The sequence below is a fragment of the Paenibacillus sp. J22P165 genome, from assembly GCF_059692015.1.
In genome coordinates, this window is the sequence record NZ_JCAUAP010000001.1 from 809,075 (window position 1) to 825,107 (window position 16,033).

The following is a 16,033-nucleotide window of genomic DNA, read 5'->3' on the forward strand; positions in this document are numbered from 1 at the left end:
ACGAAATGTAACGGACATACGCAATTTGAAAAAATAAATGAAAGTAATAAGTTTAAATGCAAGGTTTGCGAGGCTATCATGTGTCCATGCGCTGGCAAGGAATGCAATTATATGATTTCTTCTTGGCGTTATTGCCATAAATGTTGGAATGGTAAATTGAAAAAATTTGGACTACCCAGCGTAGCTGTGTCCATCTTCATACTAGCATTACTCGGCAAAAGCGGTAGAAATGGAAAGAAATGATAAAATGTAAGAACGATAGATGAGGAGCATATCAAGCGGTAGCTCCTTTTTCATTTGTTGAAATCAGTTTTTAGAACATTTATGCTTGCTGATAGGTCTAAATGGTAACTCTTTTATTCACCGCCTGTGATACCCAAAATGGCAAGGCTCTTGAGTCATCTGCGATTGATCCGACAATCAAAACGATGATGGAAAACCCAATGGTAATACACAAAGATAATCAATTCGAGATGAAACTGAACATTGAGAAGACGAAATTTAAAGTAGGCGAACCGATCGTTTACTCAGCATCTCTTACTTACATTGGAAACAACGAGTCGATTACAATTTGGGGCGGTCATACTTATATTCTGTTTACCGTGACAGATGGCAAAAAAATAATAATGGATGGCGTGAATACAGCAGAACTGACAAGTACGAAATTGAACCGAGGAGAGACACACGAGTTTCCTTTTTTCAAAAGTGGCGGCTACTCCGCTGATGACCCTGATGCAGGATACTAGAAAAAGTTTTATTCGGAAAAGGATCTTATACTGCCAGCAGGAAAGTATTTAATTACAGCCTACTGCTCTTTTTCACTCACCGATAAGGTAGTTGATAGCCATTATATTGGTGAAGTTCACACGACAATTATCGTTGAATAAATTAAAATTTCGAATCCCATTCGTTGAACTATCGGGAGACGATGGTTCAATAACCACCTTAACGGGTGGTTTTCTTTTGCTAAAATCAACATTCAATGATAATAGAGCCTATTTATAAGTGCCACGCACTAAGATGTGCACTTAATGGGAATAAAGGTTTTTGAGGACTTAATACCGAATATTATTTCGTATCTGTTACTAAAGAACTAATCATGATTTTACCAAACAAACGTTTCATGACAGAGAGATGTCATACGAATATGTTAAAATGCACGATATCAACTGCGTATTGAGGTGTTGTGAATGACTGGAAATTTTCAATTTTTACATAACCGATGGGAAATATTATCTAATCTTGGTGAGATGGCGGAGCGCAATCTTTTTATTGATCCCAATACATCATTAATAAAGCTCCGAATGTTCGGAGAAACGTTAACCAAATTTATTTGCGCTATTGAAGAGATGGATGAGACGAAGGAACTAACGCAAATAGATCGGCTGTCACAGCTGAAGCGGGATGACCTGATATCTGATGAGATCGTGGATATGCTCCATACCCTGCGCAAAATCGGAAACAAAGCGAACCATGAAGCAGGCTACGGGTCTACTCGAGAAGCGCAAACTCTTACTCACCTGGCTTTTCGAATCGGTGTTTGGTTCATGCAGGTATACGGCGATTGGGACTTCAAAGCGCCTGAATTCATGGAGCCTACACAACAGGATAGCGTAGCCAATCAAGAGCAACTGGATCAGCTTGCTAAATCCTATGAAGACAAGATGATTCAGCTTCAGCAAGAACTGGTAGCTCTCCGTCAGCAGCAGACGACCGTCACGAATGAAGTTAAGAAGAAGCGCCACACGAAGTCCAAGCAGGCAGGCAGCGCCTTCACCCTAACCGAAGCCGAGACTAGACTAATCATCGACGAGAAGCTGCGCCAAGTTGGCTGGGAAGCTGATTCACAAGCTCTACGCTTTGGTCATGGTGTTCGTCCGGAAAAAGGTCGAAATCTTGCGATAGCCGAATGGGCGCTTAAAACCGGATTTGCAGACTATGCGCTATTTTGTGGCTTAGAGCTGGTTGGCATTGTTGAAGCGAAACGGATAAGCAAGAACGTGGAAGCGGATATTGCGCAAGCCAAAAAATATGCGATGCAGGTCGTTCGTCACGGCGATGAGATCATTCATGGACCATGGGGCAACTACCAGGTTCCGTTTCTTTTTTCCACAAACGGACGCCCTTATCTCGAGCAGCTGAAACATATGTCGGGTATCTGGTTCCTCGATTCGCGTAAGCCTACCAATCATCCGCGTCCGCTGCAATCCTGGTACTCACCGCAGGGACTGAAAAGTCTGCTGCAGCAGGATCTGGAGCAATCTACCCAAGCATTGCAAGACGAAACTTTAGATTATCTTAAACTGCGTCCTTATCAAGAGGATGCGATCCTTTCCGTCGAACATGCAATTGAAACGGGACAACGCAATATTCTGCTCGCGATGGCGACCGGCACTGGGAAAACACGTATGGCAATCGGGCTTATTTACCGTCTAATCAAGCATAATCGATTCAAACGCATCCTCTTCCTTGTTGACCGCTCGGCGCTTGGACGACAGGCGGAAGCGGCGTTTAAAGATTCCAAGTTGGAAAGCTATCATTCTTTTACTGAAATTTTCGAGCTTCAGACGCTGGGTGACAAGAAGCCCAATCAAGAGACCAAAGTCCAGATCGCTACTGTTCAGGGTATGGTTAAGCGGTTGTTTTATAGCGATTCAGAGGATAACGATATCCCTTCAGTGGATCAGTATGACTGTATTATCGTCGATGAAGCTCACCGTGGTTACACGTTGGACAAAGAAATGTCGGAGCTTGAGCTGGAGTTCCGCGATCACGAAGATTACGTGAGCAAGTACCGCAAGGTGCTTGATTATTTCGATGCGGTCCGCATCGGATTAACAGCTACGCCAGCGCTGCATACCGTAGATATTTTCGGACGCCCCGTATTCAATTATTCGTACCGGGAAGCGGTCATCGACGGCTATTTGATCGACCATGAGCCGCCGATGCAATTTGAGACGCAGCTTAAGAAACATGGGATCAAATGGCAGATCGGGGAAGAGGTTGCGGTGTACGACGTCTCCTCCGGAAGTATTGATAAGGAGATGCTTCAGGATGAGATCAACCTGGAAGTAACCCAATTTAACAAGACCGTCATCACTGAAAATTTCAATCGAGTTATATTGGAAGAACTCACCAAATATATAGACCCAGAATCAGAAGGGAAGACGCTCATCTTCGCCGCGACGGATGATCATGCGGATATGGTCGTTCGGATTTTCAAGGAAGAGTTGGAGAAGGTGTACGGAACTGTAGATGATAATGCTGTTCTCAAGATTACGGGTTCGATCAAGGACCCGCTGCATGCGATTAAGCTGTTCAAAAATGAGAGGCTGCCCAGTATTGTCGTAACCGTAGATCTGTTAACCACAGGTATAGATATTCCGAGCATTACGAACCTCGTGTTCCTGCGCCGCTTACGTTCGCGCATATTGTATGAGCAAATGCTGGGAAGAGCGACCAGACGTTGCGATGAGATTGGTAAGGACCATTTTATGATCTACGACGCTGTAGGGATTTACGAGACGTTGAAACCATATACAGACATGAAGCCGGTCGTGACCAAACCGTCCATAACGCTGGATGTGCTTACAGATGAGCTTGCCCAGATCGATAGCGAAGAAAAAGGTAAACAGCATAAGGATGAGATCGTCGCCAAAATGCAGCGCAAGAAGCGTACGTGGACGTCTAAGGATCACGAAGACTTTAAGGCGTTGTCCGGCGGGATGAGCATAGAGAAGTTTATCACCGATTTGAAAAATATGAGTGCTCTTCAGGCAGGAGCTGACCTGCAAGTGAGGAAATCACTTGTCGCATTCATCGATGAAAATCGCGGTAGAGCTCATCGAATCTACATTTCCGAGCATGAGGATAAGCTGCTTTCGACCACGCGCGGGTATGGCAATGCCGAGAAGCCGGAGGATTATTTGGAGGGGTTCCAATCCTTTATAGAAGAGAATATGAACCTTATACCGGCTCTTGCAATCATCTGTAAGCGTCCTAATGACTTGACTCGTGACGAACTTCGTAAGCTGCGCGTAGCACTGGATCAACAAGGCTATTCGGAGAAAATGCTGCAAGCGGCATGGAGGGATGCGAAGAACGAAGACATCGCGGCGGACATTATTAGCTTTATCCGTCAGCAAGCGCTCGGCGATCCATTAATTAGCCACGAAGAGCGTATTGAGGGCGCGATGAAAAAGATATATGATATGAAAGTCTGGTCGAAGGTTCAGAAGGACTGGCTGAAGCGGATTGAGAAGCAGCTGCTGCAGGAATCGGTACTGGACCCGAGCCCGGAGAAGGCATTTGACGTCGAGCCCTTCAAGAGCAAAGGCGGCTATAAACAGTTGAATAAAATTTTCGATGGCGAGATGGAAACGATTGTAACGACCATCAATTTCGCACTTTATACACCTAGAAAGAGGGATCTTGCGTAAATGGGTAATCAGGATATTGTTCAGAAACTGTGGAATTTGTGTAATGTACTGCGTGATGACGGCATCACGTACCATCAATATGTAACGGAATTGACGTACTTGCTCTTTTTGAAAATGATGAAAGAAACCGATAACGAGGGCATTCTTCCGGAGGAATATCGGTGGGATGCCTTGACGGAGAAACACGGATTGGTTCTACAGCAGCATTATCGGAAGCTGCTCCTTGATCTCGGTATTCAAGGTAACGAGACCATTAAGCAAATTTACATGAACGCATCCTCCAACATCAATGAGCCGAAAAATTTGGAGAAAATCATTACTTCCATCGATCAGCTAGATTGGTACAGCGCCAAAGAAGAAGGTCTTGGCGATCTGTACGAGGGATTGCTTGAGAAGAACGCCAGTGAAACGAAGTCAGGAGCGGGACAATATTTTACCCCTCGTCCGCTGATTGATGTCATCGTGAAGCTTGTGGATCCGCAACCAGGGGAGCGTTGTAATGATCCTGCTGCAGGGACTTTCGGCTTCATGATCGCGGCAGATCGTCACGTACGCAGCAAGACAGACGATTACTTCGATCTAGGGGAGAAAGAAGCTGAGTTCCAGAAAAATCAAGCGTTCACCGGCGTCGAATTGGTCAAGGATACGCATCGTCTGGCGATGATGAATGCGATGCTACATGACATTCATGGCGAGATCATGCTCGGCGATACACTCTCCAACGATGGGGAAAACTTGAAAAACTTCGACGTCATTATGACGAATCCGCCGTTTGGTACGAAGCAAGGAGGCGAACGTCCAACACGCGACGACTTGACCTTTTCGACGACGAACAAACAGCTGAACTTCCTGCAGCATATTTATCGTGCGTTGAGAGCAAATGGTAAAGCGCGTGCGGCGGTTGTTCTGCCGGACAACGTTTTGTTTGAAAGCGGTGTCGGTGCGAAGATTCGTGCGGACTTGATGGATAAGTGTAACCTACATACGATCCTGCGTTTGCCTACAGGGATTTTCTATGCGCAGGGGGTTAAGACGAACGTCTTGTTCTTTACGCGTGAGAAAACGGATAAAGATAGCACGAAGGATCTAGGGGTGTATGATTTACGCACCAACATGCCTAGCTTCGGCAAGCGAACGCCTTTGACAGTGGCACATTTTGATGCTTTTGTGGCTGCATATGGGGCTGAAGATCGTACGAAAGTGGAAGATGAGCGGTTTAATGTGTTTACTCGTGTAGAAATACGCAAGAAGGATGATAGCCTTGATATCGGCTTAATTGCCGATGAATCGTTGTCTGCCTACGATAATTTGCCGGACCCGATTGACTCTGCAGAAGAAGCCATGGCGAAGCTGGAAGAAGCATTGGCTTTGCTGGGTGAGGTCGTTGCGGAGTTGAAGGCGGTTGAGACGAAGCGAGATGGTTATGATGAGAGCAAACCAAGAATTGCAATGGTCGCCGAAGCATCCGGGGTGTACAGCAATGAGTAAGAAAGACGGAAAATCGGTTGAAGATTTGCTGAAAGAGGCATTGGTACCGGAAGAGGAGCAGCCTTATAAGGTGCCGGAGAATTGGGTTTGGACTACAATAAATTCAGTTGCTGATGTAAAAGGAGGGAAAAGATTACCATCTGGTCATGGATTTGTTGAAGAGATAACGAATCACCCATATATTCGGGTGAGTGATTTCGAAAATGGTTCTATCAATGAAGAAGGACTTAAATATATCTCAAATGATACTCAAAAATTAATCTCTAGATACACGATATCGAATGATGATGTGTATATTTCCATAGCTGGTACTATAGGAAAATGTGGAATTATACCTAAGCATTTAAACGGAGCAAATTTGACTGAAAATGCTGCAAAGATATCCAATATTAAGGCGGTTTCAACTAATAGTTATATTTATTATGCATTGAACAGCGAATATCTGAAAGAACAAATACAAAATTCAATGAAAGCAACATCGCAACCAAAATTAGCATTGCATAGAATTCAAGATTTAAAAATACCACTCCCACCAATAAACGAACAAAACCGAATTACTGACAAAGTCGAAAGACTCTTGTACAAAATCAATCAAGCCAAACAATTAATCGAAGAAGCCAAAGAAACCTTTGAACTTCGTCGAGCGGCAATTTTAAACAAGGCTTTTCGTGGAGAGATGACGGAGAAGTGGCGGGAAGAGAAAGAAGTCTCAGATAAAAGTCATGGATCAATCGCTAATGGTATTAATAATAATGATCTAAAAGGATTAGAGATTACTGAAAGAGGAATGATTCCACAGACCTGGGAAATAACGACGATAGGTGACGTGTGTTCTGAATCATTTTACGGTCCTCGATTTAGTAAAGAGGAATATTCAAATGAAGGAATACCTACAATTCGAACGACCGATATGACAAAAAATGGTGAAATAATACTCAAAGACCCACCAAAAGTTCAAATTGAAGAGAAAAATATAGATAAGTTTCGGTTGAATAAAGGTGACCTACTTATAACTCGTACAGGTAGTATAGGTACTATGGCTATTTTTAATGAAGATTACTTAGCCGTACCAAGTGCCTATTTGATTAGATTTAGATTTACCCATCAAGTAAACACCAGATATATTTTTTATTATCTTATGTCTCCAAAAGGACAAAAAATGATGGGGTTAGGAACAACTGCAATTACACAACCCAATATCAATGCAGAAACAATAAAAAAGATGCGATTACTTTTACCTCCAATCGAAGAACAATTGGAGATAGTCAATTTGTTAGATTCATTTTGGAATATTGAACAGACGCTTCAGAGCAACCTGGAAAAGTATGAAAGCATAGATAAATTGACACAATCAATATTATTATCTGCATTTAGTGGAAGCCTTGGTACAAATGATTTAAATGAGCAAAGCTCAGTTGTGTTATTATCAGAATATATTTAATGTTCAAACATGTAACCAAGGCTGCTGGAGTGGCAGTCTTGGTTATCAAAATCTGAATTTTGTTATTACTACAAACATTACAAACTATAACATTTTCCTACTCGCTTTTTCCCATCATACATTTACCCCAAACCCATATCCTCCACAACCGTCTCCAAATAAACCGCTTTACCCTACAACTGATAAATTTAAGGCAGCATCCGCTCGACATTAAGAAAGAGTTGATCCCAGAGCAGTCATCTTGAGCAACATTGAACGACTTAACAAATTTAATTTAAAGTGAATTTGAAGCGCTAATACTTGAATATAGTAATCTTTGTTCGGAGATGATTTGCCTATGGACTTAAAGGGCTTAAACGATAGAATTGAACACGAATTAAAAACATTGTTGTCATTAACTGAGCAACAAAAAGTTGAAGCTATTAAATTTGCTTTAGTAAAACTACCCCCAGGGATCAAAGGCAAAGTATTCGAGCTGTACCTAACAGCACTTTTTAACGGAAACGGCTGGATCGCTGTTCGAAAAGGTGGCAAAAACGATTTAGGTGCAGATATATTGCTGTACCACCCCAAGACGCCAGATCGGGTCAACTGGATTGTGCAAGCGAAAAACCAAAACAACCCACTGAGCTGGTCCGACACCAAAATTGAGCTTACAAAGTTTGAAGAAAAAGCAAACAATCATTATGCTTGTAACCAATTTCAGGTCATTTCTGTGAACGGATTTGTAAGTGCAGCAATAGAACTAAAACAATTTAATTTATGCCTTGATGACTGGTCGTATGTGGAAGAACTGATATTGTCATTTGATCTGAGCAGGCAGGTGCCGCAAATTAAATTGTATGCCCATAACGAAATTGCTTTTGAAGCCTTGGTAGAGGCTTGGGAAAAGTCGGGAAAAGCAGCGGTAGTGCAAGCGACGGGGACGGGCAAAAGTTTTATAATTGCGAAGTCGTTATCAAAATTCATCGGCACCATGAGTGTTGTCGTTGCCCCGTCCCACTTTGTGTTGAAGGAAATCGAGAAAAACGTAAGTTGGTCTGGCAAAGATACAACTTTTTTAACATATGCGAAGCTAGCGAATTTAAACAACGCAGATATTCAACGTCTAAACCCCTCAATCATTGTGTTGGATGAGTTTCACCGCGCAGGTGCTGATGTGTGGGGAAAAGGTGTAGAACGTTTGCTTGCTCAACACCCAACTACAAAAGTGCTCGGTGCGTCCGCAACTCCGATTCGCTATTTGGACGATAGTCGTGATATGTCAGATGAACTTTTCGATGGCATCATTGCTTCACGTTTAAGTTTGCCCGATGCAATTGCATCTGAAGTGTTACCAATGCCACGATATGTGTTCGCCATTTACTCTATCGAAGCCGAAATGAAGAGAGTAAAAACAAAAATTCAAAATAGCATTAATTCGAATTTAAGCAAACAAGAGCTCATGCTTCAGTTAAAAACATATGCGCTAAACTGGGAGCGTACAGAAGGCGTAGCTGATGTGTTAAAACAACATGTAAAAAAGGGAGTAATAAATATATCGTGTTTTGCAAAGATAAAAAACACCTTGCAGAGATGTCACCAACGGTGGAGAAATGGTTTCAAAAAGCAGGATTTCCTTTGCCTAATAAAATTTTTATTTTTAGTGGTGAAAATGGTAACAATGAGAAGCTAAAAGCTTTTGACAAATATAAAGGCAAAGAAGTTTGTTTGCTTTTTGCTGTTAATATGTTAAATGAAGGCATTCATGTGAAAAATATTACGGGTGTTATTTTACTGCGTGAAACAGAGTCGCCTAATGTATATTATCAGCAAATTGGACGCGCTATTCAAACTGGCAGTCATTTTCAACCGCTTATTTTTGATTTCGTAAACAACTTTATCTCGGTCCGCACCTACGAAGATTTTTATGGGGAACTCCAAACAGCGGTCGCTAACCATTCGAAACGAAGATCAGAATTCGGTTTATCTAAACGGGAAGTTGACCTAACATTGATGACCAAAAGTCTTGAAGATTTGAATGAAACGCTTTCTTTTTTTCGATCAGTGGAAGAACGATTGATCGATTCGTGGAATTATCGGTATCAGGAACTGGAAATGTTTAAATTCAATCACGGACATTGCCGAGTGCCACAAGGTTTTACTGAAAACACACAGTTGGCAAATTGGGTAGGAATGCAAAGAAAAGCATATTTCAAGGGGAAGCTCGCGTCTGAGAAGATTGAGCGCCTAAATAAGCTCGATTTTGAGTGGGCTCCGCTTGATAGTGCATGGGAAGAAATGTTTAATCAGCTTGTGCAATTCAAAATCAAACAAGGTGATTGTCGTGTGCCGAGAAGATATGCCGAAAACCCGCAGCTTAGTTCGTGGATACTTACTCAAAGAAAATTAAATAGAGAGGGCAAACTTGTTGGTGAGCAGTTAGAACGCTTAGATAAGCTCGAGTTTGAATGGAATCCCATTGAAAGCAAGTGGGAAGAAATGTTCAATCAGCTTGTACAATATAAAATCAAACACGGTCATTGCCGTGTGCCGAATAGATTCACCGAAAACAAGAAACTTGGCACATGGGTTAACAACCAAAGACAATCGTATAAAGAAGCGAAGCTTATACTCGAGAAAATAGAACGATTAAATCAAATTGGTTTCGAGTGGATTCTGCAAGATGGCGTATGGGAAGAAATGTTCAATCAGCTTGTACAATATAATGTCAAATATGGTCACTGCCGTGTGCCGAATAGATATGCCGAAAACCCGCAGCTTGGCATGTGGGTATTAGTGCAAAGACGCACATATAAAAAAGGAGAACTTTCCGCTGAGAAAATAGAACGGTTAAGAAATATTGGGTTTGAGTGGACTCCTCTTGATAACAAGAGAGAAAAAATGTTCCGGCAACTGGAAATATTCAAAGAAAAATTCGGTCATTGTCGTGTGCCTCAAAAGTATGTAGAAAACCTGATTCTGGCAAATTGGTTGGGCAAGCAACGGAGCTTGTATAATAAAGGAAAACTCGAGATTGAGCTAATTGAGCGTTTTAATAATCTCGGAGTTGACTGGAGCCCCTTTTACAACAAATGGGAAGAGATGTTCATGAAACTTAAAGAATTTATATCCAAGTATGGTCATTCTCGTGTTCCTCATAAATTTGACGAAAATCCACAACTGGGTACGTGGGTTGCAAAACAAAGGGGGAGGTATAGAAAAGGGGAATTGGAACTTGAAAAAGTGGGGCGATTAAACGATTTAGGGTTTATATGGAACCCCTATGGTGACAATTGGGAAGAAATGTTCAAACTACTTGTACAATACAGTTATGAGTATGGGCACTGCAGCGTGCCACTTAAGTTCTTAGATTTTCCGCAGCTTGGCGAGTGGGTTAGAACACAAAGGAGCGCATATAAAAAAGGCATACTCGACATTGAAAGATTTCAACGATTAAATAAGCTTGGTTTTGAGTGGAGCCGCTAAGAATATGTGTTAATTCGATTTTATGTGAAAGTACGTTTCTCCATTAATGATAAATAAACCCGCGCTGGAACGCGGGTTTATCCACCTATAAAAACTTCCGACTCACTTTCTTCCCATCATACGAAAATACCACTCCCTTATCCTCCACCACCGTCTCCAAATAAACCGCCTTCCCCCACAACTGATAAACATAAGGTAGCGTCCGCTCCACATACTTCAAATCCAGCTCTACGCCTTCGAACTGGTGCAACAAGTAAATTTCCCCGTTCCGCAAATAATCCCCATCTTTCACAACCAAATAAGGAAAACCGCCGTTCACTCGCGAATAGGCGAGCTGATCACGAATATTCTCCCACGATTTATCTGTAATCTTCCACTCAGGACCTTTCTTCTCGAATACATACAGGTCCAGATCCCTTACCAAGTCCTTGGTTAAGTAATTTCGAATGAACGAAATATCATGATCGTACTCCCGCACCTCAAACAATTTTTCTCTGCCGCGCCCTGGTACTCGACCGTATCGATCTCTTTCCTCCGTAGTAGGGTTATCCCAGCGCTTCTCGATATCTTCAAAAATTTTTAGTCCCAAGTAATAAGGGTTTAATGAATGCTGCGATGGCTGTACAACAGAGGAGTTCAGTTTTGCATATTCGATGGTCTCAGAGACAGTTAAATCAAGCTCTCGCATGATCCGCTGATGGAAGAAAGTCGCCCAGCCTTCATTCATGATTTTCGTTTCCATCTGCGCCCAGAAATAGAGCATCTCATCCCGAAGCATCGTTAAGATGTCGCGCTGCCACGGCTCCAATATCGATGAATACTCTTCGATGAACCATAATATATCCTTCTCCGGCTGTGGAGGGAAGCGAACAGGCTCATCTCGATTCACCGGTACATCGTTCGTGGTATCCAGAGACCAAATATCATCATACGGTGAGTGAACAGGCGTTGGGGAGGCGGACTTTTGCTTCTGCAAGGAAGAAACATATGCGTCTCTACTCATTTGGTATGGCTTTACGATCGAAGAATCGACGTGTTCTTGAATCGCAAGAACGGCGTCAATGAACTGCTCGACAGCCAATTTTCCGTATGTCATCGCATACTCGCTGATACGTTCCGCTGTTGCGGTCATACTCTCGACCATGTTCCGATTTGTCTTTGAGAAGCGGGCGTTATTCTTGAAGAAGTCGCAATGGGCGAGTACATGGGCGACGATCAGTTTATTCTGGACAAGGGAGTTACTGTCCAACAGGAAGGCATAGCAAGGATCGGAGTTAATGACGAGCTCATATATTTTACTAAGTCCGAGATCATACTGCATCTTCATTTTGTTGAACGTCTTACCGAAGCTCCAATGGCTGAAGCGGGTCGGCATACCGTAAGCGCCGAAGGTGTAAATAATATCGGAGGGGCAAATTTCGTACCGCATCGAGTAGAAATCAAGTCCGAACCCCTTGGCGATCTCCGTGATTTCATCAATAGCATATTCCAATGACTTGATATCCGAGGATGTCATACTTGAACCCCCTTTGAATGTTGTAGAATACGTGTGACATTGCTCATTTTGGGTAAAACTGTTTATGAAGTAACCGCCTGAGTTTGCACCGGTCATCGTGAACGTGCTTCAGCTGAAGCACTGGATGTGGTATAATTCAAAGATAGAATATGCTTACGAAGTCATGTTTTCTACGAAAACATTTAAGGAGGCGAAGCTCATGCAATTTAGTCTCAAAGCTCCAGACGGCAGTGTCATTGGTTCTTATCTAAAAGACCACAAAGAGTTCATCCGTATTGCAGGCATGGAATATGAAGTTTATAGCCCTGTTGATGAATTTGATTCCGATCCAGAAATCAGACAAATGATTGAGGCTTCCGAGAAAGACTTAATGCAAGGTAAAGTCTATTCCACTGAAGAGATGGTTGAAGCGATAAAGCGTGGTGAACTGTAATTGATCGTTCAATGGACCGAGACGGCGCGAAATCGATTCCGACAAATCAAGAGCGATCATTTCAGCGAGCAGGAAACCATCGACTACAAGATTAATTTGCTTCGACGGGTGGAGCGGAAGGTCGTCGGTATGGGAACGATGATGCCATCGCGTGAGTACCGCGACACTTATTACTGCGTGGTGGATCGCTATATTGTGTCCTACAAAGTGCTGGATAACGGCGAGAGATACGTGATCACCTCGTTCAAGCACGGCGCCATGAAACGCAATCTTAAATATTGAACATTATCCGGCTCCTAAGCGAGTCGGTTTTTTTGTACCCCAATTTAAGCACCTTGGCGAAACGAAGCCCAGCCTTCGTTCATGATTTTGGTTTCAAGCTGCGGCCAGAAGTACAGCATTTCATCTCGCAGCATGGTCAAGATATCGCGTTGCCATTCCTCCATGTAAGGGGCATTCTCCTCTATAAAAAGAAGAAGATCCTTCTCCGGCTTCGGTGGAAAACGCTTCGTATCTTCTTTATCCAGAGAGACATGGGGCTTATTGCGACTATCTAAGTCCCATAAATCCTCATATCCGTAGGTGGCTTCGCCTCGAACGCTTGGTGTAGCCGCTTTATTATTCTCTTGGCGTTTGCGAGTTTGACCATACGTTAGCGTTAGTACGGGGTCAATGTGCTCTTGGATGGCGAGAACAGCATCTATGAATTGTTCGACTTCATCGATGCCATGCTCAATTTCATATTGGCGGATGCGTTCGGCTGTGGCTGACATGCTTTCCACCATATTCCGATTCGTTTTGGAGAAGCGGGCATTATTTTTGAAGAAGTCGCAGTGAGCCAACACGTGCGCGACGATCAGTTTATTTTGAATCAAGGAATTTCCGTCCAAAAGGAAGGCATAGCAGGGGTCGGAGTTGATGACCAATTCATAAATTTTACTAAGTCCAAAATCGTACTGCGTCTTCATACGATGAAAATTTTTACCAAAGCTCCAGTGACTATAGCGTGTTGGCATCCCATAAGCACCGAAGGTGTAGATGATTTCTGCTGGACAAATTTCGTACCGCATCGGAAAGAAGTCGAGCCCAAAGCCTTTCGCGATTTCCGTAATTTCATCAATGGCATATTCCAGCTTCTGGATTTCGGATTTACTCACTGTGCAGGCACTCCTTCCTGTTTGGTGAAAAAGGTTTTTAATGCTTTATAAACTTCACCTTTTTCACGGATGACATAATGCAGGAATTTAGGGTTGTTAATATGACGGAAGGCTGACATCAGCGTTGAGCTGCGATTATATTGGTTCACTTCCCCATAGCCGAACATGTTCGAGCGCTCCATCAACTGTGTAATCAGCTTCACACATCGTTCATTATCGGAAGTTAAATTATCGCCGTCTGAGAAGTGGAAGGGATAAATATTGAATTGAGAAGGGGGGTACCTTTTATCAATAATATCAATGGCTGTTTGATAAGCTGAAGAACAGATCGTGCCCCCGCTCTCGCCTTTGGTGAAAAACTCCTCCTCCGTTACCTCTTTGGCCTCGGTATGGTGAGCGATAAACACAATTTCAACGTTCTCATACTTCGTTCGCAAGAATCGGGTCATCCAGAAAAAGAAGCTGCGGGCTATGTATTTCTCGAAGGAGCCCATAGAACCAGAGGTGTCCATCATGGCAATAATAAGCGCATTGGAGTGCGGCTTTTCGATCTCTTCCCACGTTTTGAAACGCAAATCATCTGGTGAGATATGATGAATACCTGGGTTCGTGGAACGAGAGTTGCGGCGCATATTTTCGAGGATCGTCCGCTTCTTATCGATGTTGGACATGATCCCTTTTTTACGAATGTCGTTGAAAATAACTTCGGTCGACGTCATGTTCCGCTTATCTTTTTGCTGCAGATTTGGCAGTTCCAACTCGGAGAAGAGCATGGCTTGCAGTTCCTCCATGCTGACCTCGGCCTCGTAATAATCATCGCCGGCTTTATCTCCTGCGCCTTCGCCTTTGCCTGGCCCCTGTGCAGGCTGCGGGTCTGTTCCCAGAACATCCCCTACCTGCGAATCGCCGTCGCCTTGACCGACATGCTTGCCTTTGTTGAAGTTATAGCGGAAGCGGTATTCGTCCAAGCTTTTTATCGGTACCTTCACGACTTGTTTACCGTTGGACATGACAATGCTTTCATCTGTAACGAGATCCGGAAGGTTCTGTTTAATCGCATCTTTGACCTTCTCTTGATGTCTGGTTTGATCTTGGTATCCTTTGCGGTGGAGTGACCAATCCTCTTTGGAAACGATAAATAAGGGCTCTGTCATGGGGACACCTCCTTGGCGTTTATGATAAGCGGCAGCGCTGATCAGACATAGGGAAATAAAGCTTGTTATTAAATATATTCAAGTGTGCGGGGGATATGTGGTGCAAATTTTTTTGATAGCAAGGAATTAATTGCGTATGAGTTTGGCTGTTAAAATGATTTTGACAGGTTGGCAGTACGGATAGGGATGGTTACAGGTTGAATAGTTCGCAATCGGTAATAATGGGAAGAGAAGGTCTGTTGCTGGATTTACAACTTCGACTTTTCATCTAATTGTGATAAAATAAAGGGAATATAGTAGTGAGTGAGGGACTTTCATGAAAATGCCTGAACAGGATCATCACTATAATTTTCAAGATCTACAAGAATGGGAAGGCAGATGGGAGTTAATTAGTGGAGTACCATTTAATATGACGTCTGCTCCTACTACGACACATCAACGAATCTTAAGTAGCATCTTTCTTGAACTTCACTCATTTCTCAAGGATTCAATATGTGAGGTACTTTTCTCTCCGTTTGATGTGAGATTAAGTGAAACAGAAGAATACGACAATCCAGAATAAAGATAGAAACCAAAAGTTTAAAACATATGAAAAGTTCGGTGTTTTAGAATATTGGATAGTTGACCCCGCACATCTAACTGTTGAAGTTTATGGTTTAGAAGAGGGGGCGTTTCAAAAGCGAGAGGTTTTTGGAAGAGAAGACAAGTTGTATTCATTTGCTTTTCCAGAATGCGAATTTGAATTGAAGAATATATTCGTAATCGTGTAATACTGGTGTGGTGCAAGGATTCATTCATGCAACTACAAAAGTCTGCCTAATCTCCTGATGCCAAGCATTGGAGTTCGGGTGGATTTTTTTTCTTATTTCTGGAAGCTGTCAATGATCAATGGTTTGAACGATTACAATCGGTTATGATGTAAGGTGGATAAATTCTC

At 42.8% G+C, this 16,033-nt stretch carries 12 protein-coding genes and 1 pseudogene; 10 read left to right on the plus strand and 3 right to left on the minus strand.

Annotated features, from left to right (window positions below; translation table 11 throughout):
- Positions 1–443 precede the first annotated feature (443 nt).
- The 6 genes from AC58QM_RS03490 (at position 444) to AC58QM_RS03515 (ending at position 10,836) form a co-directional block, all read left to right on the plus strand.
- On the plus strand, positions 444–746 hold the full coding sequence (locus AC58QM_RS03490) for a hypothetical protein (protein WP_497281378.1): 303 nt from the start codon (positions 444–446) through the stop codon (positions 744–746).
- A 444-nt stretch (positions 747–1,190) separates the two neighbouring features.
- Positions 1,191–4,439 carry a type I restriction-modification system endonuclease gene (gene hsdR, locus AC58QM_RS03495; protein WP_497281379.1) on the plus strand — a complete coding sequence of 1,083 codons (3,249 nt, stop codon included), beginning with the start codon at positions 1,191–1,193 and terminating at the stop codon, positions 4,437–4,439.
- The gene (locus AC58QM_RS03500) at positions 4,440–5,927 is read left to right on the plus strand and encodes a class I SAM-dependent DNA methyltransferase (RefSeq protein WP_497281381.1); all 1,488 of its coding nucleotides are present in this window, start codon (positions 4,440–4,442) and stop codon (positions 5,925–5,927) included. It abuts the gene before it with no gap.
- Positions 5,920–7,368, plus strand: coding sequence for a restriction endonuclease subunit S (locus AC58QM_RS03505; protein WP_497281383.1), 1,449 nt, complete (start codon positions 5,920–5,922; stop codon positions 7,366–7,368). Before AC58QM_RS03500 ends, AC58QM_RS03505 begins: the two co-directional genes overlap by 8 nt.
- A gap of 337 nt (positions 7,369–7,705) precedes the next feature.
- Positions 7,706–9,043: a DEAD/DEAH box helicase family protein gene (locus AC58QM_RS03510; protein WP_497281385.1), complete on the plus strand. Its 1,338-nt coding sequence runs from the start codon at positions 7,706–7,708 to the stop codon at positions 9,041–9,043.
- Positions 8,944–10,836 (plus strand): Helicase associated domain protein, encoded by a 1,893-nt coding sequence (locus AC58QM_RS03515; RefSeq protein WP_497281588.1) that lies wholly within the window; start codon positions 8,944–8,946, stop codon positions 10,834–10,836. Before AC58QM_RS03510 ends, AC58QM_RS03515 begins: the two co-directional genes overlap by 100 nt.
- Positions 10,837–10,921: 85 nt before the next feature.
- On the opposite strand, the gene AC58QM_RS03520 is transcribed toward AC58QM_RS03515, so the two are convergent.
- Positions 10,922–12,352, minus strand: coding sequence for a SpoVR family protein (locus AC58QM_RS03520; RefSeq protein WP_497281387.1), 1,431 nt, complete (start codon positions 12,350–12,352; stop codon positions 10,922–10,924).
- Positions 12,353–12,551: 199 nt separating this feature from the next.
- Between AC58QM_RS03520 and AC58QM_RS03525 the strand changes: the two genes are divergently transcribed.
- Together AC58QM_RS03525 and AC58QM_RS03530 are read left to right on the plus strand one after the other, a co-directional pair.
- Positions 12,552–12,785, plus strand: a complete 234-nt coding sequence (locus AC58QM_RS03525; RefSeq protein ID WP_497281389.1) for a hypothetical protein — start codon at positions 12,552–12,554, stop codon at positions 12,783–12,785.
- Positions 12,786–13,067, plus strand: coding sequence for a hypothetical protein (locus AC58QM_RS03530; protein ID WP_497281391.1), 282 nt, complete (start codon positions 12,786–12,788; stop codon positions 13,065–13,067).
- Positions 13,068–13,126: 59 nt separating this feature from the next.
- Here AC58QM_RS03530 and AC58QM_RS03535 read toward each other — a convergent pair.
- Together AC58QM_RS03535 and yhbH are read right to left on the minus strand one after the other, a co-directional pair.
- Positions 13,127–13,942: pseudogene (locus AC58QM_RS03535) on the minus strand (SpoVR family protein); the annotation flags it as partial.
- Positions 13,939–15,096 carry a sporulation protein YhbH gene (yhbH, locus tag AC58QM_RS03540; RefSeq protein ID WP_497281393.1) on the minus strand — a complete coding sequence of 386 codons (1,158 nt, stop codon included), beginning with the start codon at positions 15,094–15,096 and terminating at the stop codon, positions 13,939–13,941. The gene yhbH and the pseudogene AC58QM_RS03535, both read right to left, overlap by 4 nt.
- A 316-nt stretch (positions 15,097–15,412) precedes the next feature.
- On the opposite strand from yhbH, the gene AC58QM_RS03545 reads away from it, so the two are divergent.
- Positions 15,413–15,658 (plus strand): hypothetical protein, encoded by a 246-nt coding sequence (locus AC58QM_RS03545; RefSeq protein WP_497281606.1) that lies wholly within the window; start codon positions 15,413–15,415, stop codon positions 15,656–15,658.
- Complete coding sequence (locus tag AC58QM_RS03550; RefSeq protein ID WP_497281395.1) at positions 15,627–15,866, plus strand: Uma2 family endonuclease; 240 nt, start codon at positions 15,627–15,629, stop codon at positions 15,864–15,866. Before AC58QM_RS03545 ends, AC58QM_RS03550 begins: the two co-directional genes overlap by 32 nt.
- Positions 15,867–16,033: the final 167 nt, after the last annotated feature.

Coding starts and splice junctions, on each gene's coding strand:
- AC58QM_RS03490 (WP_497281378.1), top strand. CDS start 444: ATGGTAATACACAAAGATAATCAATTCGAGATGAAACTGAACATTGAG.
- hsdR (WP_497281379.1), top strand. CDS start 1,191: ATGACTGGAAATTTTCAATTTTTACATAACCGATGGGAAATATTATCT.
- AC58QM_RS03500 (WP_497281381.1), top strand. CDS start 4,440: ATGGGTAATCAGGATATTGTTCAGAAACTGTGGAATTTGTGTAATGTA.
- AC58QM_RS03505 (WP_497281383.1), top strand. CDS start 5,920: ATGAGTAAGAAAGACGGAAAATCGGTTGAAGATTTGCTGAAAGAGGCA.
- AC58QM_RS03510 (WP_497281385.1), top strand. CDS start 7,706: ATGGACTTAAAGGGCTTAAACGATAGAATTGAACACGAATTAAAAACA.
- AC58QM_RS03515 (WP_497281588.1), top strand. CDS start 8,944: ATGTCACCAACGGTGGAGAAATGGTTTCAAAAAGCAGGATTTCCTTTG.
- AC58QM_RS03520 (WP_497281387.1), bottom strand. CDS start 12,352: ATGACATCCTCGGATATCAAGTCATTGGAATATGCTATTGATGAAATC.
- AC58QM_RS03525 (WP_497281389.1), top strand. CDS start 12,552: ATGCAATTTAGTCTCAAAGCTCCAGACGGCAGTGTCATTGGTTCTTAT.
- yhbH (WP_497281393.1), bottom strand. CDS start 15,096: ATGACAGAGCCCTTATTTATCGTTTCCAAAGAGGATTGGTCACTCCAC.
- AC58QM_RS03545 (WP_497281606.1), top strand. CDS start 15,413: ATGAAAATGCCTGAACAGGATCATCACTATAATTTTCAAGATCTACAA.